Source organism: Agromyces selenitireducens (assembly GCF_052748465.2).
Window position 1 is genome coordinate 2,060,278 of record NZ_CM188259.1, and the last position, 24,634, is coordinate 2,084,911.

Sequence of the window (24,634 nt, forward strand, 5' to 3'; positions counted from 1 at the left end):
TCTGCAGCACTGTAGTCGAGACGCCCGACACGGATGCCGCGCTCGGCACGGACGCGCGACCAACGGCCCACGGCGACGGCGTGGCCTGTGCAGAATGGAGGGATGGTCACCCAGCAGCACCCCTGGTCGAGATATGTCGCGATCGGCGACTCGTTCACCGAGGGCATCGGCGACCCCGAGCCCGGCGTGCCCGGCGGCCACCGGGGCTGGGCCGACCGCGTCGCGGAGGTGCTCTCCCAGAGCACCGACGACTTCGCGTATGCGAACCTGGCGATCCGCGGCAGGCTGATCCAGCAGATCATCGACGAGCAGATCGAACCGGCGCTCGAGCTGCGTCCCGACCTCATCACGATCTCGGCGGGCGGCAACGACGTGATCCGCCCGCGCACCGACCCCGACGAGATCTCGGCGCGCTTCGAGTACGCGATCGAGCGCCTGTCCCGCGATCGGGCGACGATCGTGGTGTTCACGGCCGTCGACGTCGGTTTCAGCCCGGTGTTCCGTGGCATCCGCGGCAAGGCAGCGATCTACAACGAGAACCTGCGGGCGATCGCGCAGAAGTACGACTGCGTGGTCGCCGACCAGTGGGCGCTCACCGAGATCCAGGACACGCGGATGTGGGACCGCGACCGCCTGCACCTGAACGCCCTCGGCCACCACGAGGTCGCCCGCATGGTGCTGCGCGCCCTCAACGTCGAGAACGACCTCGAGCCCATGAAGCCCGAGCCGCTGCCCCAGCACTCCTGGCGGCAGGCGCGAACGCAGGACCTCTCGTGGGCGCGCGAGTACCTCGTGCCGTGGGTCATCCGCCGCATCCGCCACCAGTCATCCGGCGATCTCATCACCGCGAAGCGACCGCAGGCCGGGCCCTACGCCGCACGGACTGAGGCACTCGCCGACGAGGCGCGCGCGTCCGACGAGTAGCCGATCAGTCGAGCGCCCCCGGGTTCGTCAGGCGCCACCACGCGCCGGGGTCGTCGATGGTGCCGTCGAGCTCGAGCGGCACCTCGATGCGCTGCGCGCCGGCGGTGACCACCGCGAGCCCGGCCGCGGCGCCGTCCGCCGCCAGGGTCACGGGCTCGGCGGTCACGGCCACATCGACGGGCGTGTCCGACCAGACGACGACGGTCGCCCGCTCGGTCGCCCGGGCCGTCGCGCTGTCGCCCCACGGCGTCTCGTACGTCGCGAGCTCGGTGCCGGCCTCGAGCGCGACGACCTCGCGGAACCCGGGCGCGATCGTGTCGATCATGTCGGCGATCCCGGCGCGCACGTCCGGATGGTTCGCTCCCCCGAGGAGCACGCCGACGAGCGTGACCGAGGTCGACCCGACGGGTACGTCCGCGGAGAACAGCAGGTTCGCCGCGTCATCCGTGGTGCCGGTCTTGATGCCGTCGACGCCGTGCGTGTCGAGCAGCTTGTTGGAGTTCTCGAGGGTGCCGAGGCCCGGGATGTCGACCTGCTTCGTCGCGACGATCTCCGCGAGCGTCGGGTCCTGCAGGGCGAGCTCGCCGAGCTTCACGAGGTCGGCCGCGGTGCTCGTGTTGTCGAGTGAGAGGCCGCTCGTGTCGGCGATGTCCGTGTTCGCGAGACCGTGCTCGGCGACCCACGCCCGCGCGCGCTCGAGGTACGCGTCGACCGAACCGAACGCCCACTGCGCGAGCGAGATGCTGTAGTTGTTGCCGGACGGCAGCATCATCGCCTCGAGGCTCTGCCGCAGGCTCAGGGTGGTGCCCGCGGCGACCGGGGCGACCGAGCCGTTCTGCGCGACCATGTCCCAGTAGAGGTCGATGTCCGCTTCGGTGTAGGCGATGCCGGGGCCGCCCTCGCCGGCGGGGATCGGGTGCTCCTCGAGGATCACGAGCGCCGTCACGACCTTCGCGATGCTCGCCATCGGCATGGGCGTCGACTCGCCACCGGCCGCGAGCGTGCCGTCGAACCCGACCGCGCCGACCGCCCACGTGCCGAACCCGGGCTGCATCACAGCCTGCGGCGTCGCAGCGATCGGCGCGGGGTCGACCACGACCGGCGCGATCTCGGACACGGGCGCGGTGAGCGTCGTCGTCGCATAGGCGCCGCCGCCGACGAGTCCGGCGAGCAGCACGCCGAGCGTGCCGAACACGGCGATGCGGCGTCGGCGGTACACCCGCGGCGAAGGGCGGGGCGGGGCGGCGGGTGCGGCGGGCGGCGCCGGGTCGAGCGTGCGTGACATCCGTTGCAGGATACCGACCCCGCCTATGCGAGCGCGTACAGCGCCACGGCTGCGGCCGCGGCGACGTTCAGCGAGTCGACGCCGTGCGCCATCGGGATGGTCACGATCGTGTCGGCCGCCGCCAGCGCCTGCCGTGAGAGCCCGTCGCCTTCCGCGCCGAGGACGAGCGCGAGGCGCTCCGGCGGGTCGGCCGCGAGTCGACGCAGGGTGACGGCGTCGTCGGCGAGCGCGAGCGCCGCCAGCCGGAATCCGTGGGCGGTGAGCAGCTCGCGCGCCTCGCTCCACTCGGGCAGTCGCGTCCATGGCACCTGGAAGACCGTGCCCATGCTGACGCGCACGCTGCGGCGGTAGAGCGGGTCGGCGCAGCGCGGCGTGACGAGCACCGCGTCGGCGCCGAGCGCGGCGACCGAGCGGATGATGGCCCCGACGTTGGTGTGGTCGACGATGTCCTCGAGGATGACGACGCGGCGCGAGGTGGCGAGCAGCTCGCCGGGGTCGGGCAGCGCGGGCCGTTCGAATGCGGCGAGCGCACCGCGGTGGACGCGATACCCCGTGATGGCCTCGAGCTCGGCGGGATCCGCGAGGTGCACGGGGATGTCGAACGGCGCCAGGGCGTCCTCGAGCCCCGGGAGCCACTTCTCCTCCATGAGCACCGAGCGGGGCGTGTGCCCGGCGTCGAGGGCGCGGCGGATGACCTTGGCCGATTCGGCGATGAAGATGCCGCGTTCCGGCTCGGTGATGCTCCGCAGCGCGACATCCGTCAACCGGGCGTAGTCGGCGACGGTGTCGGATGCCGCGTCGCTGACTCGTTCGATTCGCATGTGTCCTCCGCTGACAGCCTGCCAGCCTGCGGAAACATTCCGGTAAAGCGGGGTGTTTAGACTCTGGGAACCGCGGTACCGGACTCGGGCGCCGCGGCACCGTCGAAGGGAGGGCCCGTGGTCACGGGTATCGAGGCGCCGGCATCGCACGGCGCACTGTTCGACGAGGCGATCGACCTGATGCGCGGATCGCGCGTGGCGGTGCTGACCGGGGCGGGCGTGAGCACGGATTCCGGGATCCCCGACTACCGGGGTGAGGGTGCGCCGGTGCGCAATCCCATGACCGTGCAGACGTTCCTGTCTTCTGAGACGGCGCGCAAGCGCTATTGGGCCGGCAGCCACCTGGGGTGGCGGGCGTTCGCCTCGGCGCAGCCGAACGACGGCCACCGAGCGCTCGCGGGCCTCGAGGCGGCGGGCGTGGTGTCGGGCGTCGTGACGCAGAACGTCGACGGGCTGCACCGCAAGGCGGGCAGCACGCACGTGGTCGAGTTGCACGGCGGTTCCGACCGGGTCGCGTGCCTGGCGTGCGGGCAGATGTTCGCACGGCAGTCGGTCGCCGACCGGCTCGAGCTGTTGAACCCGCACATCGACCTGTCGAGGCCGGCGCGCATCAACCCCGACGGCGACGCGGAGGTCGACGACGTCGAGTCGATGGTGCTGCCCGAGTGCACCGTGTGCGGCGGGGTGCTGAAGCCCGACGTGGTGTTCTTCGGCGAGTTCGTGCCGACCCCGGTCTACCGCCAGGCGGCGTCGCTCGTGCAGCGGGCCGACGTGCTCCTGGTCGCGGGTTCGTCGCTCGTGGTGAACTCGGGCGTGCGCCTGCTCGAGATCGCACGCCGTCGTCGGGTCCCGATCGTGGTCGTGAATCGCGGCGTGACGAAGGGCGACGGCCGGGCGACGGTGAAGATCGACGCGGGCGCCACCGAGACCCTGACCGCGATGGCGGAGGCGCTCGGCGCATGATCGTGCGCCTCTGGCGGCCGACGGATGCCGCGGAGCCGGTCGACGGCGCTCCGGCGACGACGATCGCGCTCGTGCGCCACGGCGAGACCGACTGGAACCGCGAGCGTCGCATCCAGGGGGCGACGGACATCCCGATGAACGAACGCGGCCGGGCTCAGTCCCGGGCGGTCGCCGAGCGCCTCGCGACGTCGCGCTGGGATGCGGTGGTGACGAGTCCGCTGTCGCGGTCGGCGGAGACCGCGGCGATCATCGCGCGGAGGCTCGGCCTCGTCGACCCGGCACACGTGCCCGCCCTCGCGGAGCGCCGGCACGGCCTGCTCGAGGGGCTCACGGCCGAGGACCGGCTGCGGATGGAGGCCGACGCGGTGCCGATCGACGGACTCGAGTCGCGCGTGTCCGTCGTGTCGCGGGCGGTGCCGGCCCTGCTGGGGTTGGCGGCCCGGCATCCCGGGGGTGCGGTCGTCGCGGTGACGCATGGCGGTGTCATCCAGTCGGTGCTGCTGCACCTGTGGGAGCGGGCGTCGCTGCCGAGCGGGTCGGTCGCGAACGGGTCGGTGCACGAGTTGCGTGCGTCGGACGCGCGGCTCGAGCTGGTGTCCTCCGACGCGGTGGTGCTCGCGGAGGCGACCGGAACCGAGTGAAGGGCGCTACCGGGCCCGGTCCGCGGCGACGCCGCGCACCACGTCGAGCAGGCGCTCGGCCGACGCACTCCAGGTGAACCGCGCCGCGGTGTCGACGGATGCCGCGGAGCGCCGCTCCCACTCCCCCGGCCGTTCGAGCGCGCCGACGGCCTGTGCGAGGGCGTCGGGGTCGTCGGCGGGGAAGTAGAGGGCTGCGTCGCCGCCGATCTCGCGGAAGATCGGGATGTCGCTCACGACGACGGGCGTGCCGAGCCGCATGGCCTCGACGAGCGGGATGCCGAACCCCTCCGCCTTCGACGCAGTGACGAGCGCGGTCGCCCCGGCGAGCACGTCGGCGTACTGGGCGTCGGTCGCGCCGTCGTGGAACACGAGCCTCGCCTGGGGCGCGAGCTGCTCGAGCCGCCGGCGCTCCTCGGGGCGCACGCGGCTCATGAGGTGCAGTTCGTGGTCGGGCAGGAGCGCGGCGGCGCGCACGAGCGTGTCGACGCCCTTGTACGACATGAAGGAGCCCATGTAGACGAGTCGACCGCCCTCGGGGCGCGCGCGTGGAAGGTCGGGCGTGCCGATCTCGTCGGCGGCGTTCTGGACGACGGTGAGCGGCCGCTTCGTCAGCCGGTGCTTGCGGATCAGCCCGGCGCTCGTCTCGGACACGGTGACGACCGCGTCGGCACGGTTCAGCAGCATCCGCTGCGGCCACCACATCAGGTGGTAGACGCGCCAGAGCGCGCGCACGAACGAGGGCAGGTCGCGGGGCGGGGTGCGGTTCTCGTAGTAGATGAGGTCGTGCAGGGTGAGCACGAGTGCGTAGTCGCGCCCCCACGACCCCATGGTCTGCATCGGGGAGAACACCACGTCGGGCTCGAGCTTGCGCACCTGCCGCGCGACCCACGGCTCGCGCACGCTCGTCGGCCCGCTCACGAGCTCCCACGGCAACGGCGGCAGCTTGTCGAGCTGCCGGTGGTCGCTGATGAGCATCGTGAGCGGATGCCGCTTCCCGAGCTCGCGCACGATTCCGGCGGTGAACCGGCTGATGCCGTCGTGGTGGTCGATCCGCACGTACCGGCAGTCGACGACGAGCCTCACGCGCGCTCCCCCTCGACGAACACGCGGATGTGCCCGGCCGCCTCGGCAGGGGTCTCGTAGTGGATGAGGTGCCCGACGCCGTCGATCACGGCGATCGTGCCGTCGGCGAACAGCGGCGCGAGGCGGTGCTGTGCGGCGAGCGGGGTGATGTCGTCCTTCTCGGCGACCACGAGCAGCACGGGCACGTGGATCGCGGGCGCGTACTCGCGCACGTCATGGCTCACCGACGCACGGAACGCGGCGAGCACCGCATCGCGGTCGCTGAACGCGGAGAAGTACTGGTCGTGCTGGTCGTGGATGAACCGGCGCAGCGCCGGCTCCTCGGTCTTCGCCATGGTCACGCTCATGACCCTCACGATGGCGCGGTTGCGCAGCAGCGCGAACCCGATCTTCTCGGGGAGCGCTGCGGCGGCGCGGTAGTAGCCGATCGCGAGCCGCGTCATGATCGCGCGCGGCCCGTCGAGCGCGGGCGCGCCGATCGGGTTCACGAGCACGAGCCGGTCGGGTTCGAGGCCGGAGGCCACCGCGGCCGAGGCGATGATCGACCCGAACGAGTGGCCGAGCAGCGTATAGCCGCCGGCGGTGCGAGCCGCGGCATCCGTCGCCCCGGACGCCGCGACGAAGGCGGCGAGCCAGGTCGCGTACCCGTCGATGTCGTGGTCGGCGCCCGCGAAGGTCGACGACTCGCCGAACCCGGGCAGGTCGGGCACGATCACCCGGTAGCCGGGCAGCTTCGCGACGATGGGCTCGAGGCCGTGGTGGTCGCCGCGGAAGCCGTGCACCATCACGATGACGGGTGCGTCGTGGTCGCCGTACTCCCACCACGCGGTGTCGCTCCCGGCGACGAGGGCATGGTGTTCGCGGACCGGGATGCGCGCGAGGTCGTCGGCGTACGGTGAGGCGATCATCCCGGCCATCCTACGGCGCGGCTGCTGGGCGCTGTCGGGGGGCATGGATACCGTGACGGGCATGGAGCACTCCCCCGTCGCATCCTGGGCCGACACGCTCGCGGTGTTCGACCTCGAGACCACCGGCATCGACATCGACACGTGCCGCATCGTCACCGCCCACGTCGGCGTGATCGGGCCGGGCGGCGAGGTGCTCGAGCAACGCCAGTGGCTCGTCGACCCCGGCGTCGAGATCCCCACGGCCGCGACGCTGATCCACGGCGTCACGACCGAGCGGGCGCGGCTCGAGGGGCTCCCGGCGGTGCAGGGCGTCGTCGAGATCATCGGTGCGTTGACGGATGCCGCGACGCGGGGCCTGCCCATCGTGGCGTACAACGCCGCCTACGACCTGTCGGTGCTGCATCGCGAGGCCGAGCGGTACGGGCACGACGCCTTCAGGGGTCCGGCGCACGTCGTCGACCCCCTCGTGATCGACAAGGCCGTCGACACGTACCGGCGCGGCAAGCGGACCCTGACGGCCGCATGCGAGCACTACGGCGTCGAGCTGACCGCGGCGCATGACGCGGGCGCCGACGCGATCGCGGCCGGCCGGGTCGCCCAGGCGATCGCGCGCCGCTTCCCGGAGCTCGCGGCGGTGGCCGCGGCCGAACTGCACGCGCGCCAGGTCGACTGGTGCCGCGAGCAGGCCGAGAGCTACCAGGACTGGCGGCGCCGCAACGGCGAGCCCGAGTTCACGACGTCGGGAGCGTGGCCGCTGCGCTGACCGCGCGCCGCCGCGTGACGGGACGAACGGCCGTCGCGCGATCGGCGCGCGTCTGGAACGCTGGACCCATGACGGCACCGACGGACCACCGATCCGCGACCGACGCGTTCGCCGAGGCGAGCGCCCTGTGGCTCGTGGGCGACAGTCCGCCCGCGTTCCTCATCGACGCCGCGGTCGACGCGGTCGTCGCCGGGCTCGACGCGCCCGCCCTACACGAACTCGCGGGGCTGTCCGACTCCGACGAGGCATGGGAACTGCGTGCCGCGCTCGAGCGCGCCCTCGGCGACCTCGGGGTGCCGGTGCCCGACCCCGCGCCTGAGACGCGACCGATGGCGATGCGCGCGCTCGCCGCGCTGATGCTGCGCGACCGCATCTCGGTCCGTGAGCTCGTCGACTGGTCCCGCGGGGTCATCGGCGACGCCGAGCCCGGTGAGGCGCGCCGCTTCCTCGAGATCGGCGACGACCTCGACGGCGGCCGCATCACGCCGCACGAGGCGCAGCTCGGCGCGATCGACGAGGCCACCCGATACCTCCACGTCACCGCCGGCGACTCCGGAGCCTGATCCCCCGGCGGAGCGGACATGACGAAGGGCCGGACGACTCGAATCGCCCGGCCCTTCGCGTTCGGCTTACTTGCCGAAGTTCTTGAAGCGCTGGTTGAACTTCTCGACGCGGCCGGCCGAGTCCATGATGCGCTGCTTGCCCGTGTAGAACGGGTGCGACGCCGACGAGATCTCGACGTCGATGACCGGGTAGGTCTCACCGTCGAGCTCGATCGTCTTGTCGCTCGACACCGTCGAACGCGTGAGGAACGTCTCGCCCGAGGCGAGGTCGCGGAAGACGACGGCGTTGTAGGCGGGGTGGATGTCGGTCTTCATGGAGACTTCCTTGGTTGATCGGATTCGGATTCGCCCCGCCTTCGGGCAGGGAAAGCATGTCGGCCGTCGGGCCAGCACACAAGTCTAGCAGAGGGTCGGCGGATGGCGCGTCAGCGGGCGGCGCGCGCCGAGTACCGCCCGTCGCGCTCGGTGAGCTCGATGGGCATGCCGAACGTCTCGGTGAGCGTCTCGGAGGTGAGGGCCTCGGCGATGGGGCCGGCGGCGCGGATGCCACCATCCGCCAGGAGCATCGCGTGGGTGAATCCCTGCGGGATCTCCTCGACGTGATGGGTGACCATCACGATCGCCGGCGACGACTCCGACGAGGCGTACCCGCCGAGCAGCTCGACGAGCTCCTCACGGGCGCCGAGGTCGAGCGACGCGGCGGGCTCGTCGAGCAACAGCAGCTCCGGGTCGGTCATGACCGATCGCGCGATCTGCACGCGCTTCTGCTCGCCGTCTGAGAGGCTTCCGAACCGTCGGTTCGCGAACCCCTCGAGCTGCCACTCCTTCAGCACGCGCTGCGCGCGCCGGTCGTCGATCGTCTCGTACTCCTCGTTCCAGCGACCCGTGACCGAGTAGGCGGCGGTGAGCACGCTGTCGAGCACGGTCTCGTTCTTCGGGATGCGACGGGCCATCGCCGTCGACGCGAACCCGATCATCGGGCGGAGCTCGAACACGTCGGTCTTGCCCAGCGGCTCCTGGAGCACCTCGACCGAACCCTTCGTCGGGTGCATGGCAGCGGCGGCGATCTGCAGGAGCGTGGTCTTGCCGGCCCCGTTCGGGCCGAGGATCACCCAGCGCTCGTCGGATGCGACGTTCCAGTCGATGTCGTCGAGGATCGCATTCCCATCGCGGACCACCGACACATGCTGGAACTGCAGAACCGTAGACGCCATGCCCACCATGCTAGTGGGACCGGCGGACCCGCCCCGCGCACCCGCGGAGGGCTCAGCGGCCCGCGAGGACCCGCTCGTAGAGGGCCCGTGTGTCGGCCGCGATGGCGTCCCAGGCGAAGTGCCGCTCGGCGCGCACGCGCCCCGCAGCGCCCATCTCCCGGGCGCGCGACGGGTCGCTCACCACCCGGGTGAGCGCCTCGGCGAGGTCGGCGACGTACCGCTCCGGATCGACCGGCGTGCCGGTGCCGTCATCCGCCTGTTCGATCGGTACGAGCACGCCGGTCACGCCGTCGTCGACGACCTCGGGGATGCCGCCCGTGGCGGTCCCGACGACGGCGGCCCCGCACGCCATGGCCTCGAGGTTCACGATGCCGAGCGGCTCGTACACCGACGGGCACACGAAGCACGTCGCGGAGGTGAGCAGCGCGGTGAGCTCGTTGCGAGGCAGGTGCCGGTCGATCCAGACGACGCCCTCGCGGGTCTGCCCGAGCTCGGCGACGAGCCCCGAGACCTCGGCCATGATCTCCGGCGTGTCGGGCGCACCCGCGCACAGCACGAGCTGCACCTCGGCCGGAAGCGCACTCGCGGCGCGCAGGAGGTACGGCAGGCCCTTCTGGCGGGTGATGCGCCCGACGAACACGATCGACGGGCGGTCGGGGTCGACGCCGAGCGACCGCACGAGGTCGGGGTCGTCGTTGGGCTTCCAGTCGGTGAGGTCGATGCCGTTGTAGACGACCGACACCCGCTCGGGGTCGATGTCGGGGTAGGAACGCAGGATGTCGCGGCGCATGCCGTCGCTCACCGCGACCACGGCGTCGGCATCCTCGAACGCGGCCTGCTCGACCCAGCTGGAGACCCGGTAGCCGCCGCCCAGCTGCTCGGCCTTCCACGGACGGAGCGGTTCGAGGCTGTGCGCGGTCACGACGTGCGGGATCCCGTGCAGCTTCTTCGCGGTGAACCCGGCGAAGTTCGCGTACCAGGTGTGCGAGTGCACGAGGTCCGCGCCCGCGGCATCCGCTGCCATCAGCAGGTCGACGCCCATCGTCGACAGGGCCGCATTCACGTCCGCGAACTCCGCCGGCGTCCCGTAGCCGGTGGTGCCCTCCTCGTCGCGCGGAGCGCCGAAGCAGCGCACGCGCACGTCGGTGTCGTGTCGGAGGGCTCGGACCAGTTCGGCGACGTGCACTCCGGCGCCTCCGTAGATCTCGGGCGGGTACTCGCGGGTGAGCAGGTCGACGCGCATGCGGCAACGTTAGCCCGTTCCGGTCACGCGCCGTCAACCACCTGTGACGCGCGGCATCCGTCTGACTACGCTGGGGACATGGTGGCGACGCGGAAGATCTTCGGGATTGTTCTTGCAGGCGGCGAGGGGAAGCGCCTCATGCCCCTCACGGAGGACCGCGCGAAGCCCGCGGTGCCGTTCGGCGGGCAGTACCGCCTCATCGACTTCGCGTTGTCGAACCTCGTCAACTCCGGGCTCCGGCAGATCGTCGTGCTCACCCAGTACAAGTCGCACAGCCTCGACCGCCACGTCTCGCAGACCTGGCACCTCGACGGCCTGCTCGGGTCGTACGTCGCCTCGGTGCCCGCCCAGCAGCGCCTCGGCAAGCGCTGGTTCTCCGGCTCGGCCGACGCGATCCTCCAGAGCCTCAACCTGATCTACGACGAGCAGCCCGACATCATCGTCGTGGTCGGCGCCGACCACGTCTACCGCATGGACTTCAGCCAGATGATCGACGCGCACATCGAGTCCGGTCAGGAGGCGACCGTCGCGGCGATCCGCCAGCCCATCTCCCTCGCCGACCAGTTCGGCGTCATCGAGGTCGACCCGCAGGCACCAGACCGCATCCACCGCTTCCTCGAGAAGCCGAAGGACCCCGAGGGCCTCCCGGATTCCCCCAACGAGGTGCTCGCCTCCATGGGCAACTACGTCTTCAACGCCGATGCGCTCATCGACGCGGTGCTCCGCGACGGCGAGCGCACCGACTCGAGTCACGACATGGGCGGCGACATCATCCCCGCCTTCGTGGCCCAGGGCAACGCCGGCGTGTACGACCTCAAGCGCAACGAGGTGCCCGGTTCCACCGACCGCGACCGCTACTACTGGCGAGACGTCGGAACGATCGACTCGTTCTTCGAGGCGCACCAGGACCTCATCTCGGTGCTGCCGATCTTCAACCTCTACAACCGCGAGTGGCCGATCTTCAGCCAGCAGGTCAACTCGCCGCCCGCGAAGTTCACGCGAGACGCGCGCGGGTCGCTCGGGACGGTCATCGACTCGATCGTCTCGCTCGGCTCGGTGATCTCGGGTGCGCACGTGGAGCGCAGCGTCCTCGGGCCCTGGGCGATCGTCGGGTCGGGGGCGAACGTGTCCGACTCGATCCTGTTCGATCGGGCGCGCATCGAGGCCGGCGCGACGGTGCGACGGGCGATCCTCGACAAGGAGGTCGTCGTCGAGGAAGGCGCGCACATCGGCCTGAACCGGGCTGAAGACCTCGCGCGCGGATTCGTCGTCACCGAGAGCGGCGTGACGGTGGTGGGCAAGGGCTCGCACGTACGAGCCTCCACGTGACGGCGGGCTCATCCGGCCGCGCGGGCGGCCTCCTCGTCGTGCTCGACGCCGACTCCACGCTGATCCGCGAGGAGGCGATCGAATTGCTCGCCGCGGCGGCCGGCAGCCTCGAGCACGTCGCCGCGGTCACCGAGCGCGCGATGCGCGGCGAGCTCGACTTCGCCGCGAGCCTGCGCGAGCGCGTCGCGACGCTCGCCGGGCTTCCGGTCGACGAGGTGCTCGCGGCGCGCGGCCGACTCACGCCGACGCCGGGCGTGCATGAGTTGGTCGACGGCGTGCACGCGGCCGGCGGTCGCGTGGGCGTGGTCTCCGGCGGATTCCACGAGCTCCTCGACCCGCTGGCCGAGCGTCTCGGGCTCGACTTCTGCCGCGCCAACCGACTCGAGGTCGACGGCGACCGGCTCACCGGCCGGGTGCTCGGCGACATCGTCGACGCGGAGGCGAAACGGCGTGCGCTCGAGGAGTGGGCCGCGGCATCCGGCACCCCGATCTCTCGCACGATCGCCGTCGGCGACGGCGCGAACGACCTGCGCATGCTCGATCGTGCCGCGCTCGGCGTCGCGTTCTGCGCGAAGCCGGTCGTGCGGGCGCAGGCGGATGTCGCGATCGACCGCGTCGATCTCAGCGGCGTGCTCGCGCTGGCCGGGTTGCGAGGGTAGGGCGCCGGCTCCCCCGGCGGCGCGCCGCTGGTCGACCTCCGAGGGCGATCTGGGAGATCCATCCGAAAGCATCGATCAGCGCGCCATCGGGCCTACCGTGAGGGCATGAAGACTCGAACCGCTGCCGTTTCGTCCGCTTCCCTCGCCGCGCTGGCCCTGCTGGCCGTCGGCGTCGCACCCGCAGCGTCGGCTGCGCCCGCACCCGCCTCGGCCGCTGGTGGGTTCCAGGAGACCATTCCCCTCCCCGACGGGTTCCAACCCGAGGGCATCGCGATCGACGCCCGGGGCACTGCCTACTTCGGCTCGCTCGCCGACGGCGACATCTACGCCGCCGATGTCCGCTCGGGTGAGGGCGAGCTCATCGCCGAGGGTCCGGGATCGCCGTCCGTCGGCCTCGCCGTCGACCAGCGCGGGCGCCTGTTCGTCGCGGGTGGGCCAGCGGGCGATGCGCGCGTCATCGACACGCGCACGGGCGAGGTGCTCGCGAGCTACCAACTGTCGGCCGGCCCGACGTTCATCAACGACGTGATCGTCACGCGTGACGCCGCCTGGTTCACCGACAGCCAGCAGGCGCAGCTGTACAAGCTGCCGCTCGGCCCGGCCGGCACGCTGCCGGCGCAGGATGAGGTAGCCGCGCTCCCGTTCACCGGCGACTTCCAGCTCGTGCCCGGGTTCAACGCGAACGGCATCGAAGTCACGCCGGACGGCAAGGGCCTGCTCGTCATCCAGTCTGCGACGGCGACCCTGTTCCGCGTCGACCCGCAGTCCGGCGTCGCGACCGCCGTCGACCTCGGCGGCGTGCCGCTGACGAACGGCGACGGCCTGCTCGTCGAGGGTCGCACGCTCTACGTCGTGCAGAACCGGCTCAACCTCGTCGGCGTCGTGCAGCTCGCCGCCGACGGCTTCAGTGGCGAGTACGTCGACCAGCTCACCAACCCCGCGTTCGACGTGCCGACCACGGTCGCCTCGTACGGCAACGGGCTCTACCTGCCGAACGCGCGATTCGGCACGCCGCCGACCCCCGACACCGAGTACTCGGCGAACCGCGTCGAGCGCTGACTCGACCGGGCCCGCCCGCCGTGTCGACGGCGGTCTCAGTGCCCCATGCCGAGGCCGCCGTCCACCGGGATGACGGCGCCGGAGATGTAGCCGGCGTCGTCGCCCGCGAGCCAGGCGACGACCTTGGCGACCTCACCCGGCGTCGCGAAGCGGCCTGCGGGGATGTTCTTCCTGTACTCGGCCTGCTGCTCCGCGGGCAGTGCGTCGGTCATGTCGGTCTCGATGAAGCCGGGCGCGACGACGTTCGCCGTGATGCCGCGGGCCCCCAGTTCGCGCGTGATCGAGCGGGCCATGCCGACGAGACCGGCCTTCGACGACGAGTAGTTCACCTGGCCCGCACCGCCGAACAGTCCGACGACGCTCGAGATGAGCACGATGCGGCCGAACCGCGCCTTGAGCATGCCCTTCGACGCGCGCTTCACGACGCGGAAGGCGCCCGTGAGGTTGGTGTCGACGACGCTTGCGAACTCGTCTTCGCTCATGCGCATGAGGAGGGTGTCGCGTGTGATGCCGGCGTTCGCGACGACGACCTCGACCGGTCCGAACTCGGCCTCGATCTCGCTGAACGCACGGTCGATCGAATCGGCGTCGGTGACGTCGGCGCGCACCGTGAGCGTGCCCTCCGGGCCCTCGCCCGAGCGCGCGGTCACGGCGACCCGGTGCCCCTGCGCGACGAACTCCTGCGCGATGGCATAGCCGATCCCGCGATTGCCTCCGGTCACCAGCACCGTACGGCTCGTGGTCATGGCGGACTCCGTCTCTCTCCAAGGCGCGCGCGTCAAGGCCGAACGGCCCGTCCCAGCATAGAGGTTGCCGTGTACGCGGCATCCGTCGCCCGCAACGGACGTACCCTTGGAGGTGAGGAGCGCCGCCAGCCCCGGCGACCATCATGAAGCAGCAGCCCACCCAGTCGATCACGTCGCTGCCCGCGTCGCCGGACGAGGAGCGGCGGGCCCGCATGATCAAGTACTCGATCATGATGGGCATCCGCGTGGTGTGCATCTTCGCGCTGCTGTTCGCGCAGGGCTGGTGGATCCTGGTGTTCGCGGCCGGAGCGGTCTTCCTGCCGTACTTCGCGGTCGTCGTCGCGAACGTCGGCACCTCGCGGCGCGGCGATGAGGTGCTGCGGCCGGGCGGGCTCGTCCCCCTCGCGCCGACCGCGCCGACCGCCGACGACTCCGCCGACGACGCACCGGCACACGAGGGCGACCCGCGCTTCCATGCCGCGGCCGACGACGACCCGCGCGAGAAGCGCCCCGAGGGGGACGCCGCGTGATCGGCTCGCTCGGCGCCGCCCCCGCGGGCGGCTGCTCCCGCGCGGGGTGCCACGACCCCGCGACCTGGCGCATCGATTGGCGGAACCCGCGCATCCACACGGGTGAGCGCTTCAAGACCTGGCTGGCGTGCGACGAACACGTCGACTACCTGCGCGAGTTCCTCGCCGCGCGCTCGTTCCCGGTCGACGTCTCACCCTTCGAGACGACGGATGCGGCGGGCGCCGAGCCGCACGACCGCGACGACGCACCGGCAGGCGGTGACGCGGCATGAGCGAGTGGCGCTTCCTCGCGTCGCCGCGCTGGGCGGGCTATCTCGCCCTCGTGGTCGTGTTCGCGATCGCCTGCTCGGCGCTCGGCACGTGGCAGTTCAACCGTCGCGCCGAGGCGCTGGCCGAGGTCGCCCGCATCGACGCGAACTACGACGCCGACCCGATCCCCGTCGCCGAGGCACTGCCCGACCCCGAGTCCTTCGACATCGACCAGCGCTGGCAGGTCGTATCGCTCGCGGGCGAGTACCTGCACGACGAGGAGGTCGTCGTGCGCAACCGTCCCGGCTCGGGCAGCACCGGCTTCGAGGTGCTGACGCCCATGCGGCTCGACGACGGCATGGTGTTCGTGGTCGACCGCGGCTGGATCCCGCAGGCCTCCGACGGGCGGCCGTCCGAGGTCGCTCCGGCCCCTGAGGGACAGGTCGAGGTCACGGCCCGACTGAAGGCCGGCGAGCAGCAGATCGCCGGTCGCACCTCGTCGGGCACCGAGTTCGCGACGATCGACCTCGCCGAGCTCGCCGGGCGAGTGGGCGAGCCGACGTACACGGGCGCCTACGGCATCCTCGTGCAGTCGGGGGCGGATGCCACGGAGCCGCCCATCGCGCTCCCCCGCCCGGTTCGCGACGAGGGCCCGCACCTCTCGTATGCGCTGCAGTGGTTCGTCTTCGCCCTGATGGGCTTCGTCGCCCTCGGCTGGTTCGCGAACCAGGAGCGCAAGCTGCTCGCAGCGGATGCCACGGAGCGCTCGGGCACGCCGCGCCGGGCCGCGCCCGAGTCGACGCGGCCACCGAAGCCGCCGCGCACCCGCAGCGATGCCGACGTGGAGGACGAGATCCTCGACCGGCGGTGATGAGCCGCGGCACCCGCTGCGCTCACCTCGTCGCTGGACCGGTGCCGTCTCGGACGACGTCCGTGCCGATGACCCGGTCGTAGGGCGTCCGTCCGCGTGAACGAACTCGGCCACGCGACCGCCGATTCGTAAAGTATGTACATAATTACGGCGCATCACGACAATCTCGACGTGCCCGAAGCCATGTCCCTGGTGCGTGCGACGATCCGCAGGACGGACCGACGATGTGGGAGGACGAGATGCGCGGCGAGGCGACCGTATTGCACGCGGACCTCGACGCGTTCTACGCCTCGGTCGAGCAGCGTGACGCGCCCGAGCTGCGCGGCCGGCCGATCATCGTGGGCGGCGGTGTCGTGCTGGCGGCGAGCTACGAGGCGAAGGCCCGTGGGGTGCGCACCGCGATGGGCGGCCGGCAGGCGCGGGACCTGTGCCCGGATGCCGTGGTCGTCCCGCCACGGATGGACGCGTATTCGACGGCCAGTCGAGCCGTGTTCGCCATCTTCCGCGATACGACGCCCTTCGTGGAGGGGCTTTCCATCGACGAGGCGTTCCTCGAAGTCGGGGGTCTCCGACGCATCGCGGGCACGCCCGAGCAGATCGCGGTGCGATTGCGTGAGCGGGTTCGGACGGAGGTCGGGCTGGCCATCTCGGTCGGGATCGCGCGGACCAAGTTCCTCGCGAAGGTCGCCAGCGCGGTCAGCAAGCCCGACGGGCTGCTGCTCGTCGAGCCCGAGCGGGAGCAGGCGTTCCTGCTCCCGCTGCCGGTGGAACGGTTGTGGGGAGTCGGTGCCGTCACCGCCGAGAAGCTGCACCGGCTCGGCATCCGCACCGTCGGGCAGCTGGCCGAGCTCGAAGCGGCGACCGCGGAGCAGCTGCTCGGCAAGGCGACCGGCGCGCATCTGCACGCGCTCGCCCGGCTACGCGACCCGCGTCCGGTCGACACCACGCGCCGCCGCGGCTCCATCGGCTCCCAACGCGCGCTCGGCAGCCGCCCGCGCCCGGCCGACGAACTGGACCTCATCCTCACCCAGATCATCGATCGGCTCGCCCGCCGCCTCCGCGACGGGGACCGGGTGTGCCGCACGGTCGTGCTGCGTCTTCGCTACGGCGACTTCGCGAAGGCCACCCGATCGCGCACCCTCCGCTCCGCGTCCGACCGCACCGCGGTGCTGCTCGCCGTCGCGCGAGGACTGCTCGCCGGTGCGCAGCCCGAGATCGCCGAGCGCGGCATCACCCTGATCGGCGTCTCGCTGTCGCAGCTGGCGCGCGCCGACAGCCTCCATCCGGAGCTGCCGATCGACTGGGACGACGGGGTGCGCCTCGACACGGCGCTTGACGCGGTACGCGATCGCTTCGGCGCGGCGTCCGTCGCGCGAGCTGCGCAACTCGGTCGCGATGCGGGCTGGTCGCCGCCACTGCTGCCCGAACACGAGTGACCTCAGGAGTGGCTGGCGTCGAGGTGGTTCGTGATCGCTGTCATCACGTGTGGCATGTTCGGATATGGGAACGAGTGACCGGCGTCGCCCAGCCAGAGGCCGCGAGCGGAAGGGATCGCTGCGGCGAGTCGGTGGCCGTGCTCGATCGGCAAGAACGCGTCGGCCGTCCCGTGGATCACGAGGGTGGGTGCCGTGATCGTGCCCAGAACGGGGTAGCGGGAGCGGGTCGCGGCGACGGCAGCCTGGTGTTGGCGCAGCGCACGGAGGTTGAGGCCGTTTCGTTCGCGGAGGTCGTAGAGCACGATCCTGGTCCACTCCTCCACGTCGACAGGTTCGTCCCCGCCTTGCGCGACCAGTCCCGCGAGCATCTCCTTCACGAGGTTGGCCTCACCGCCGAGCAGGCGGTAACGCAACAGCGGGAGGCCGGCTGTCGCGGACCTGATCAGCGCCCAGGTCCGTGGTCCGGGCATGGAGGGGTCAGTGGGGTCCGCGGATGTCGACATGAGGGTGAGCGACCGGACCCGCTCGGGGTATCCGATTGCGACCTCTTGGGCGATGAAGCCTCCGAGGGAGAGCCCGACCACGTGAGCACGGTCGACGCGAAGCTCGTCGAGGACGGCGATCGCATCGCCTGCCATGTCGATCAGCGAGTAGGGATGCTCTCGGCTCCAGCCCGTCATCCAGCTCGATGCACCGGTACCCCGCTGGTCGTACCTGACCACTCGGTATCCCGCCGCCGACAGGGCGCGCAGGAACGTGGGCGGCCAGACCAGCGAGCCCGCACCGAGTGCGATGTTGAGCAGTACGACGCCCTTCTCCACACCGACAGGCGGGATGGACTCGTACCAGATCCGGGCCCCGCCGGACTGCGCGTACCCCGACTTGCCGGTGACGACTCCCGTCACGGGGCCGGCGCGGATGCGGGCGATCGTACTCTCCGTACCGGGCGGTAGGCGGGGTCCTCGCCAGGCCAGAAACGCCGCGAGCCCGGCAAGCCCCAACGCCGCCGATGCCAGCACCACCGACTTCCTCATCGGCTCAGTCTAAGGACGACCCCGGCACGCCCCCCGGGCAGTCGAGCGCGCGTGCTCACTGATGGCGGGGGCCTACGCGAGCTCGATGAGCTCCTGGTACTCGCGGCTCCAGTGGTCCTCGGTGCCGTCGGGCATGATGAGCACGCGCTCCGGGTTGAGGGCCTCGACGGCGCCCGGATCGTGCGAGACGAGCACGACCGAGCCCTCGTAATGGGCGAGCGCGTCGAGGATCTCCGCGCGGCTCGCGGGGTCGAGGTTGTTGGTCGGCTCGTCGAGCAGCAGCACGTTCGCCCCCGAGACCACGATCATGGCGAGCGCGAGGCGCGTCTTCTCGCCGCCGGAGAGCACGCCGGCGGGCTTGTGCACGTCGTCACCCGTGAACAGGAACGAGCCGAGCACCTTCCGCGCCTCCGTCTCGGTCAGGTTCGGCGAGGCGCTCACCATGTTCTGCAGCACGGTGCGCGCGACGTCGAGCGTCTCGTGCTCCTGTGCGTAGTAGCCCACCCGCAGGCCGTGACCGGCTTCGACGACGCCCGTGTCGGGCCGGTCGACGCCCGCGAGGATGCGGAGCAGCGTGGTCTTGCCGGCACCGTTCAGGCCGATGATGACGACCTTCGAGCCGCGGTCGATCGCGAGGTCGACGGCGGTGAAGATCTCGAGCGAGCCGTAGCTCTTCGACAGGTCGGCCGCGGTCAGCGGCGTGCGACCGCACGGCGCCGGCGTCGGGAAGCGCAGCTTCGCGACGCGGTCGACGGCGCGCACCTCGTCGAGGCCGGCGAGCAGCTTCTCGGCACGCGCGACCATCTGGTGCGCCGCGGCGGCCTTCGACGCCTTCGCGCCGAACTTCGCGGCCTGCGCCTGCAGAGCGCCCGCCTTCTTCTCGGCGTTGGCGCGCTCCTTCTTGCGCCGCTCCTCGTCGGCGGCGCGCTGGCGCAGGTAGTGCTTCCAGCCCATGTTGTAGATGTCGATGAGCGAGCGGTTCGCGTCGAGGTAGAAGACGCGGTTCACGACCTCGCCGACGAGCTCGACGTCGTGGCTGATGACGATGACGCCGCCCTTGTAGTTCTTCAGGAACTCGCGCAGCCACACGACCGAGTCGGCGTCGAGGTGGTTGGTCGGCTCGTCGAGGATCATCGTGTCGGCGTCCGAGAACAGGATGCGCGCGAGCTCGATGCGCCGCCGCTGGCCGCCCGACAGCGTCTTCAACGGCTGGTCGAGGATCCGGTCCGGCAGGTTGAGGTTCGACGCGATCGACGCGGCCTCGGCCTCTGCCGCGTATCCGCCGAGCGCCTGGAATCGGTCGGTGAGCGTGCCGTACCGCTTCATCGCCTTCTCGGCGACACCCGGGTCATCGGAACCCATGTTCTCGGACGCCTCGCGCATGCCGAGCACGAGCGAGCCGAGGCCGCGGGCGTCGAGGATCCGCGTGCGCGCGAGCATCTCCGGGTCGCCCGAGCGCGGGTCCTGCGGCAGGTATCCGATCTCCCCGGTGCGGTCGATGCGGCCACCGGTGGGCGAGGTCTCGCCCGCGAGGGTCTTCGTCAGCGTGGTCTTGCCGGCGCCGTTGCGGCCGACGAGCCCGATCTTGTCGCCATCGGAGACGCGGAAGTTGACGCCTTCCATGAGCAGGCGCGCGCCGACGCGGATCTCGAGATCATGGACGGCGAGCACGGTCGACCTCCGGTCGGGGTGGGTATGGGTGGGCGTGCCGAGCGGCACAGCCCTCCAGTCTAGCGGGCGAGGACGGATGCCGCGTGTCGGCGGTCCGCGGCAGACTGGCGCCATGGCGCCCACATCCTCCCCCGCCCTGCGCGCCGCGCGGATCCAGGCGCACGGCTTCCGCTCCCCCGCCGGCGATGCGGTCGCGGTCGTCGAGCGGCTCGGCGCCCTCCAGGCGCAAGACCTCGGTGCTGCGAAGTGGGCGATCGGCAGCCGCATGGCCGAGCCGAGCATGGCGGCCGTCGATACGGCCCTCGAGTCCCGGCGGGTCGTCCGGTCCTGGCCGATGCGGGGCACCCTCCACGTCCTTCCGTCGCGTCTGCTGCGCCCGGTGCTCGCCATCACCGGCCCGCGCGTGCTCGCGGCCGCCCGGCGCCGGCACGAGCAACTCGAGCTGGGCGAGGCCGAGTACCGGCTCGCGCGCGACGCCGCCGAGCGGCTGCTCACCGGGGGCGGCAGCGCCACGCGCGACGAGCTCGCGGCGACCTGGGAGGCCGCAGGCGTCCATTCCGGCGGCCAGCGCGCCTACCACCTCATCGGCTGGCTCGCCCTCGACGGCGTACTGTGCTGCGGTCCGGTCGACGGGCGCGTGCAGCACTTCGCCTTGCTCGACGAATGGGCACCGGCGGGCGCCGACGAGCCGACCGAGCGAGACCAGACACTCGGCGACCTGTTCACGGCGTACATCACCGGACACGGTCCGGCGACGATCTCCGACTTCGCCTGGTGGACCGGCCTGACGAAGGCCGACGCGAAGACGGCCCTCGCCGCCGCGGGCGATCGCGTCGAGCCGTTCGCGGGCGACGACGACCGCTTCATGGCCGCCGGGTCGACGGATGCCGCAGCCTCGCGCCCGCGCGGCGCCCTCGCGCTTCCCGCCTTCGACGAGTACTTCCTCGGCTACGCCGACCGCTCCCCCGTATGCGAACCGCGGTACGCCGACCTCGTGGTCCCCGGCCGGAACGGCGTCTTCCAGCCGCTGCTCGTGCTCGAGGGACGCGTGGTCGGCACGTGGCGCCGTCGAGGCACGGCGACGAAGCCGCGCATCGAGCTGCGCTGGTTCGAGCCGATGCACACGACGGCATCCGACCGGTTCATCCGGCCGCTCACCACCTGGGCACGCTTCCAGGGCGTCGAACTCCAGGGCGTCGAGGGTCTGGTGGTCGGGTAGCGGCGACGCCGCGTATCGAGCGCGGTCGGGCTGGGTCTCGATACGGCCGCGAGCGGCCTCCTCGACCAGCACAGGCTGCCGCGAGCGGCCTCCTCGACCAGCACGAGGAGGGCGGCCCGAGCCGAAGGCCCGGACCGCCCGATCGCGGTTCAGCGCGATGCGCTCACTCCTGGACGAGCGCCGCCTGCAGCTCGAGCGAGATCGTGACCTGCTCGCCGACCAGCACGCCTCCGGTCTCGAGGGCCGCGTTCCAGCTGAGGCCGAAGTCCTCGCGGTTGATCACGGTCTTCGCCGTGGCGCCGCCCTTGTAGTTGCCGTACGGGTCGGTGCCGAAGCCGCCGAAGTCGAAGTCGAACGTGGTGGGCTTGGTCACGCCCTTGATGGTGAGGTCGCCGTCCACCTTGAACTCGCCGTCCACGATGCGGACACCGGTCGAGACGAACTCGATCGTCGGGTACTGCTCGGCCTGGAAGAAGTCGTTCGTCCGCAGGTGCGCGTCGCGGTTGGGCTCGTTCGTGTTGATCGACACGACCTCCGCGGTGGCGGTCACGCGCGAGTCCAGCGGGTCCTCGCCGGTCACGAACGTGGCGTCGAAGCGCTCGAACTTGCCCTTGACCTTGCTGATCATCAGGTGGCGCACGCTGAAGGCCACCTCGCTGTGCGTGGGGTCGATCTTCCAGGTGCCGGCCTTGTAGCCCGGGATCTCGATCGTCGTCTCGGTCGTCGTCATGCCATGTACTCCTTCGATGCGTTCGCAGCCTGCTTCCGGCCACGTTGAATGCAAACGCATGAAGTGTCGGGAACTATTCCCCGGAGTTCGGAACGAGTTCGCGTCGGAGCTCGAACACCCGCTCCGCGGCCTCGTCGAGACGCTCCTCCGGGATGCGCCCGGAGGCGACCGCGTCGGCGATCGATGCGGCGAGACCATCGACGCTGATGCCGAACTCCGACGGGTCGGCGGGCAGCACGTAGAGCAGCAGGTCGCCCCCCGCCGCGAGTGCGCGCACCGCGTTCTCGCCCGGGTCGGCGTACTCGGGCAGTCCGTTGTGCTGGAGCATCAGCATGTCGTCCGTGACGATCACGCCGTCGAAGCCCAGTTCCTCGCGGAGGATCCGATGCCACTCCGGCGACAACGACGCGGGCGCAGCGTCCACGGCCGGGTAGGCGAGATGGCCCGTCATCACGAGTTCGACGTCGGCGCCGACCGCCGCGGCGAACGGCAGCGACGGCCCGGCGCGCCACTCCTCGAGCGACAGCGGCGCCGACGGGATCGACACGTGCGAGTCGCCCGGCGCGGCCCCGTGGCCCGGGAAGTGCTTGACCGTGCTCGCGACCACGCCGCGTTCGCCGTCGACCGCGGCCGCGACGCGCTCGCCCGCCGCCTGCGGGTCGGTGCCGAGCACGCGGTCGAAGATGAACGACGATGGATCGGCAGTGACATCCGCCACGATGCCGAAGTTGATGTTGACCCCGGATGCCGCGAGCGTCGCCGCCCGCGCCGCGAACGCGTCTCGCGTGGCCTCCGCGGGCTGACCGCGCACGACCCCCGGCCCGGGTGCCGGATCCCAGTCGATGCGGCTGACGATGCCGCCCTCCTGGTCGATGCCCACGAGTGTCGCCGCCTCGGGGTCGACCTGCAGGTGGGCCGTGAGCGCGGTGAGCGACGCCTCATCGCCGGGCATGTTGTCGCCCATGAGGATGACGCCCGCGATGCCCTCGTCGAGGAGCGCGCGCATCGCGCCGGGCTCGGTGCCGGGCGCATGCAGCATGAGCACCGAGGCGGCCTTCTCCTCGACGGTCATGCCCGCCACGCGTTCGGCCGCCCACTCCGCGGGCGTTGCGGGCGTGGGGGTGGGCGTCGGAGTCGGGCTCGGTGCGGCCGCGGTCGGGCTCGGGTCGGGCGACGCAGGCGCCGCGCACCCCGCGAGCACCGCCGTGCCGGCGAGGGCGAGGGCGGCCAGGGTCGAGCGGAGGCTCCGGCGCATCCGGCGAGTCTACGCGGCCCGCCTGCGCGGTTCCCGGGCACGGTCGGGGTAGAACGGACGGGATGGACGACGGACGCGACCGCGAGATCCTGCGCCGGCACGCTGCCGACGGCACGCTCATGGCGGGTGGCGCGGCGGCGATCCTGATGCAGCTCGCCGACCCGCGGATCGCCGCGGGCGTCGCGCGGCACAGCGGGTTCAGGGAACGGCCGCTCGACCGGCTCGACGGCACGCACCAGTACCTGACGGCGCTCGTGTTCGGCGACGAACGCGACATCCGTCACGTGGTTCGCGTCGTCGATGCACGCCACGCGCGCGTCCGTGGCAGCGAGCCGCGGACGTACGACGCGCGCGACGCCGACGCGCAGCGGTGGGTCGCCGCGACGCTGCTCGCCATCGCGCTCGAGCTCGAGGAGCGCCTCGCCGGGCGGCCGATCGCCACCGAGACCGGCGACGCGCTCGTACGCGGCTACGCGCCCATCGCGGCGCGCCTGCAGGGGGCGGATGCCGGATGGCCGACGTCGCGCGCCGAGTTCGACGCCTGGTGGTCCGGGCGCCTCGTCGGGCTCGAGGTGGGCGACGACGCGCGTGCCATCGCCCGGGACCTGCTCGGCGGGAGCGGACTTCCCGCCCCGCTCCGAGCGCTCATGGCACCCGTCCGCCTGATCACGGCCGCGCTGCTTCCGCCCCCCTTCCGCGACGCGTACGGCTTCCGCTGGACACCGCGGGCCCAGCGGGTGGCGGAGGCATGGCTGCGCGGGCTCGGCATCGCCCGCCGCGCCGTCCCGGCCGGCATCCGCTCGCTGCCCACGCGAATCTCGCTCCGTCGGCTGCGACGGCGCATTCGGTACGCTGGGTGCCAACCGCGAGGACGAGGATGACCCAGCAGGCAGCACATCGAGGCGAACCGCTCGACGCGATCGACCGTCGCATCGTCGCGGAGCTCAGCCGCGACGGCCGCCTCTCCGTTCGCACCCTCGCCGAGCGCGTGCACATCTCCCGCACGGCAGCGCACAATCGCGTCCTCGCACTGCAGCAGCGCGGCGTCATCACGGGCTTCGGCGCGCAGATCGACCGCAAGGCGATCGGACTGAACATCTCCGCGCTCGTCGTCGTGCGCATCGGCGACGTGTCGTGGGAGGAGATCGCGGCGAAGCTCGCGACGCTCCCCTTCGTCGAGAAGGTGCAGGCCGTCTCGGGTGACATCGACATCATCCTCACGGTGAGCGCGCCCGACCACGAGCAGCTGAGCCAGGCGATCCTCCGTGACATCCACGACATGCCCGGTGTCGTGTCCACGAGGTCGCACCTGATCCTCGCCGAGATCGACGGTCGGCCGCCCGCGCAGTCGCTGGACATCTGGCGCTCCTGAGGGCCCGTCCGGCGGACGCACGGCACCCGTTTCGGTCCCGGCGTGCCGTTCGTTCACGGTTCTCGC

Annotated in this window: 27 protein-coding genes; 15 read left to right on the plus strand and 12 right to left on the minus strand. The window is 71.7% G+C overall.

The window, feature by feature from the left end; genetic code table 11:
• Positions 1-102 precede the first annotated feature (102 nt).
• On the plus strand, positions 103-924 hold the full coding sequence (locus tag ACULK4_RS09565) for an SGNH/GDSL hydrolase family protein (RefSeq protein ID WP_445964198.1): 822 nt from the start codon (positions 103-105) through the stop codon (positions 922-924).
• Positions 925-928: 4 nt separating this feature from the next.
• Here ACULK4_RS09565 and ACULK4_RS09570 read toward each other — a convergent pair whose 3' ends face one another.
• Together ACULK4_RS09570 and ACULK4_RS09575 are read right to left on the minus strand one after the other, a co-directional pair.
• Positions 929-2,209, minus strand: a complete 1,281-nt coding sequence (locus ACULK4_RS09570; RefSeq protein ID WP_445964199.1) for a D-alanyl-D-alanine carboxypeptidase family protein — start codon at positions 2,207-2,209, stop codon at positions 929-931.
• Between the two features lie 23 nt (positions 2,210-2,232).
• Positions 2,233-3,030, minus strand: a complete 798-nt coding sequence (locus ACULK4_RS09575; protein ID WP_445964200.1) for a TrmH family RNA methyltransferase — start codon at positions 3,028-3,030, stop codon at positions 2,233-2,235.
• Between the two features lie 180 nt (positions 3,031-3,210).
• Here ACULK4_RS09575 and ACULK4_RS09580 point away from each other — a divergent pair, with 180 nt between their 5' ends.
• Entirely contained in the window at positions 3,211-3,993 is a 783-nt protein-coding gene (locus tag ACULK4_RS09580) for a Sir2 family NAD-dependent protein deacetylase (RefSeq protein ID WP_445964705.1), read from the plus strand.
• Positions 3,990-4,634, plus strand: a complete 645-nt coding sequence (locus ACULK4_RS09585; RefSeq protein WP_445964201.1) for a histidine phosphatase family protein — start codon at positions 3,990-3,992, stop codon at positions 4,632-4,634. The genes ACULK4_RS09580 and ACULK4_RS09585 overlap by 4 nt, the downstream gene beginning before the upstream one ends.
• A 6-nt stretch (positions 4,635-4,640) precedes the next feature.
• Here the strand turns inward: ACULK4_RS09585 and ACULK4_RS09590 are convergent, their stop codons facing one another.
• Positions 4,641-5,717 carry a glycosyltransferase family 4 protein gene (locus tag ACULK4_RS09590; protein ID WP_445964202.1) on the minus strand — a complete coding sequence of 359 codons (1,077 nt, stop codon included), beginning with the start codon at positions 5,715-5,717 and terminating at the stop codon, positions 4,641-4,643.
• Positions 5,714-6,625: an alpha/beta fold hydrolase gene (locus ACULK4_RS09595; protein ID WP_445964203.1), complete on the minus strand. Its 912-nt coding sequence runs from the start codon at positions 6,623-6,625 to the stop codon at positions 5,714-5,716. Before ACULK4_RS09595 ends, ACULK4_RS09590 begins: the two co-directional genes overlap by 4 nt.
• Positions 6,626-6,686: 61 nt before the next feature.
• On the opposite strand from ACULK4_RS09595, the gene ACULK4_RS09600 reads away from it, so the two are divergent.
• The gene (locus tag ACULK4_RS09600; protein WP_445964204.1) at positions 6,687-7,388 is read left to right on the plus strand and encodes an exonuclease domain-containing protein; all 702 of its coding nucleotides are present in this window, start codon (positions 6,687-6,689) and stop codon (positions 7,386-7,388) included.
• A 68-nt stretch (positions 7,389-7,456) separates the two neighbouring features.
• On the plus strand, positions 7,457-7,951 hold the full coding sequence (locus ACULK4_RS09605; RefSeq protein WP_445964205.1) for a hypothetical protein: 495 nt from the start codon (positions 7,457-7,459) through the stop codon (positions 7,949-7,951).
• Positions 7,952-8,017: 66 nt separating this feature from the next.
• Here ACULK4_RS09605 and ACULK4_RS09610 read toward each other — a convergent pair whose 3' ends face one another.
• The 3 genes from ACULK4_RS09610 to glgA form a co-directional block, all read right to left on the minus strand.
• Positions 8,018-8,266 carry a type B 50S ribosomal protein L31 gene (locus ACULK4_RS09610; protein WP_445964206.1) on the minus strand — a complete coding sequence of 83 codons (249 nt, stop codon included), beginning with the start codon at positions 8,264-8,266 and terminating at the stop codon, positions 8,018-8,020.
• A 110-nt stretch (positions 8,267-8,376) separates the two neighbouring features.
• Positions 8,377-9,165: an ABC transporter ATP-binding protein gene (locus ACULK4_RS09615; RefSeq protein WP_445964207.1), complete on the minus strand. Its 789-nt coding sequence runs from the start codon at positions 9,163-9,165 to the stop codon at positions 8,377-8,379.
• Between the two features lie 52 nt (positions 9,166-9,217).
• Positions 9,218-10,408, minus strand: coding sequence for a glycogen synthase (gene glgA / locus ACULK4_RS09620; protein ID WP_445964208.1), 1,191 nt, complete (start codon positions 10,406-10,408; stop codon positions 9,218-9,220).
• Positions 10,409-10,486: 78 nt separating this feature from the next.
• Between glgA and glgC the strand changes: the two genes are divergently transcribed.
• The 3 genes from glgC (at position 10,487) to ACULK4_RS09635 (ending at position 13,455) form a co-directional block, all read left to right on the plus strand.
• Positions 10,487-11,737, plus strand: a complete 1,251-nt coding sequence (glgC, locus tag ACULK4_RS09625; RefSeq protein WP_445964209.1) for a glucose-1-phosphate adenylyltransferase — start codon at positions 10,487-10,489, stop codon at positions 11,735-11,737.
• On the plus strand, positions 11,734-12,396 hold the full coding sequence (serB, locus tag ACULK4_RS09630) for a phosphoserine phosphatase SerB (protein ID WP_445964210.1): 663 nt from the start codon (positions 11,734-11,736) through the stop codon (positions 12,394-12,396). The genes glgC and serB overlap by 4 nt, the downstream gene beginning before the upstream one ends.
• A 105-nt stretch (positions 12,397-12,501) precedes the next feature.
• Entirely contained in the window at positions 12,502-13,455 is a 954-nt protein-coding gene (locus tag ACULK4_RS09635; RefSeq protein ID WP_445964211.1) for an SMP-30/gluconolactonase/LRE family protein, read from the plus strand.
• 35 nt (positions 13,456-13,490) lie between these two features.
• Here the strand turns inward: ACULK4_RS09635 and ACULK4_RS09640 are convergent, their stop codons facing one another.
• A complete protein-coding gene (locus ACULK4_RS09640) occupies positions 13,491-14,201 on the minus strand; it encodes a beta-ketoacyl-ACP reductase (protein ID WP_445964212.1) in 711 nt (236 codons plus the stop codon).
• Positions 14,202-14,344: 143 nt separating this feature from the next.
• Between ACULK4_RS09640 and ACULK4_RS09645 the strand changes: the two genes are divergently transcribed.
• The 4 genes from ACULK4_RS09645 to dinB all read left to right on the plus strand — a co-directional run bounded on the left by ACULK4_RS09645 (position 14,345) and on the right by dinB (position 17,287).
• The gene (locus tag ACULK4_RS09645) at positions 14,345-14,731 is read left to right on the plus strand and encodes a DUF3099 domain-containing protein (RefSeq protein ID WP_445964213.1); all 387 of its coding nucleotides are present in this window, start codon (positions 14,345-14,347) and stop codon (positions 14,729-14,731) included.
• Complete coding sequence (locus tag ACULK4_RS09650) at positions 14,728-15,003, plus strand: hypothetical protein (RefSeq protein WP_445964214.1); 276 nt, start codon at positions 14,728-14,730, stop codon at positions 15,001-15,003. The genes ACULK4_RS09645 and ACULK4_RS09650 overlap by 4 nt, the downstream gene beginning before the upstream one ends.
• A complete protein-coding gene (locus ACULK4_RS09655; protein WP_445964215.1) occupies positions 15,000-15,851 on the plus strand; it encodes an SURF1 family cytochrome oxidase biogenesis protein in 852 nt (283 codons plus the stop codon). Before ACULK4_RS09650 ends, ACULK4_RS09655 begins: the two co-directional genes overlap by 4 nt.
• 239 nt (positions 15,852-16,090) lie before the next feature.
• Positions 16,091-17,287 carry a DNA polymerase IV gene (gene dinB, locus ACULK4_RS09660; protein WP_445964706.1) on the plus strand — a complete coding sequence of 399 codons (1,197 nt, stop codon included), beginning with the start codon at positions 16,091-16,093 and terminating at the stop codon, positions 17,285-17,287.
• A 2-nt stretch (positions 17,288-17,289) separates the two neighbouring features.
• Here the strand turns inward: dinB and ACULK4_RS09665 are convergent, their stop codons facing one another.
• Together ACULK4_RS09665 and ACULK4_RS09670 are read right to left on the minus strand one after the other, a co-directional pair.
• Positions 17,290-18,321, minus strand: coding sequence for an alpha/beta fold hydrolase (locus tag ACULK4_RS09665; RefSeq protein ID WP_445964216.1), 1,032 nt, complete (start codon positions 18,319-18,321; stop codon positions 17,290-17,292).
• 72 nt (positions 18,322-18,393) lie between these two features.
• Positions 18,394-19,992 carry an ABC-F family ATP-binding cassette domain-containing protein gene (locus ACULK4_RS09670; RefSeq protein ID WP_445964707.1) on the minus strand — a complete coding sequence of 533 codons (1,599 nt, stop codon included), beginning with the start codon at positions 19,990-19,992 and terminating at the stop codon, positions 18,394-18,396.
• A 112-nt stretch (positions 19,993-20,104) separates the two neighbouring features.
• On the opposite strand from ACULK4_RS09670, the gene ACULK4_RS09675 reads away from it, so the two are divergent.
• Entirely contained in the window at positions 20,105-21,211 is a 1,107-nt protein-coding gene (locus tag ACULK4_RS09675; RefSeq protein ID WP_445964217.1) for a winged helix DNA-binding domain-containing protein, read from the plus strand.
• A gap of 163 nt (positions 21,212-21,374) precedes the next feature.
• Here the strand turns inward: ACULK4_RS09675 and ACULK4_RS09680 are convergent, their stop codons facing one another.
• Together ACULK4_RS09680 and ACULK4_RS09685 are read right to left on the minus strand one after the other, a co-directional pair.
• Positions 21,375-21,941: a YceI family protein gene (locus ACULK4_RS09680; RefSeq protein WP_445964218.1), complete on the minus strand. Its 567-nt coding sequence runs from the start codon at positions 21,939-21,941 to the stop codon at positions 21,375-21,377.
• 73 nt (positions 21,942-22,014) lie between these two features.
• The gene (locus ACULK4_RS09685; protein ID WP_445964219.1) at positions 22,015-23,196 is read right to left on the minus strand and encodes a glycoside hydrolase family 3 N-terminal domain-containing protein; all 1,182 of its coding nucleotides are present in this window, start codon (positions 23,194-23,196) and stop codon (positions 22,015-22,017) included.
• 62 nt (positions 23,197-23,258) lie between these two features.
• Between ACULK4_RS09685 and ACULK4_RS09690 the strand changes: the two genes are divergently transcribed.
• Both ACULK4_RS09690 and ACULK4_RS09695 read left to right on the plus strand, forming a co-directional pair.
• A complete protein-coding gene (locus ACULK4_RS09690) occupies positions 23,259-24,077 on the plus strand; it encodes an oxygenase MpaB family protein (RefSeq protein WP_445964220.1) in 819 nt (272 codons plus the stop codon).
• Complete coding sequence (locus ACULK4_RS09695) at positions 24,074-24,568, plus strand: Lrp/AsnC family transcriptional regulator (RefSeq protein WP_445964221.1); 495 nt, start codon at positions 24,074-24,076, stop codon at positions 24,566-24,568. The genes ACULK4_RS09690 and ACULK4_RS09695 overlap by 4 nt, the downstream gene beginning before the upstream one ends.
• Positions 24,569-24,634: the final 66 nt, after the last annotated feature.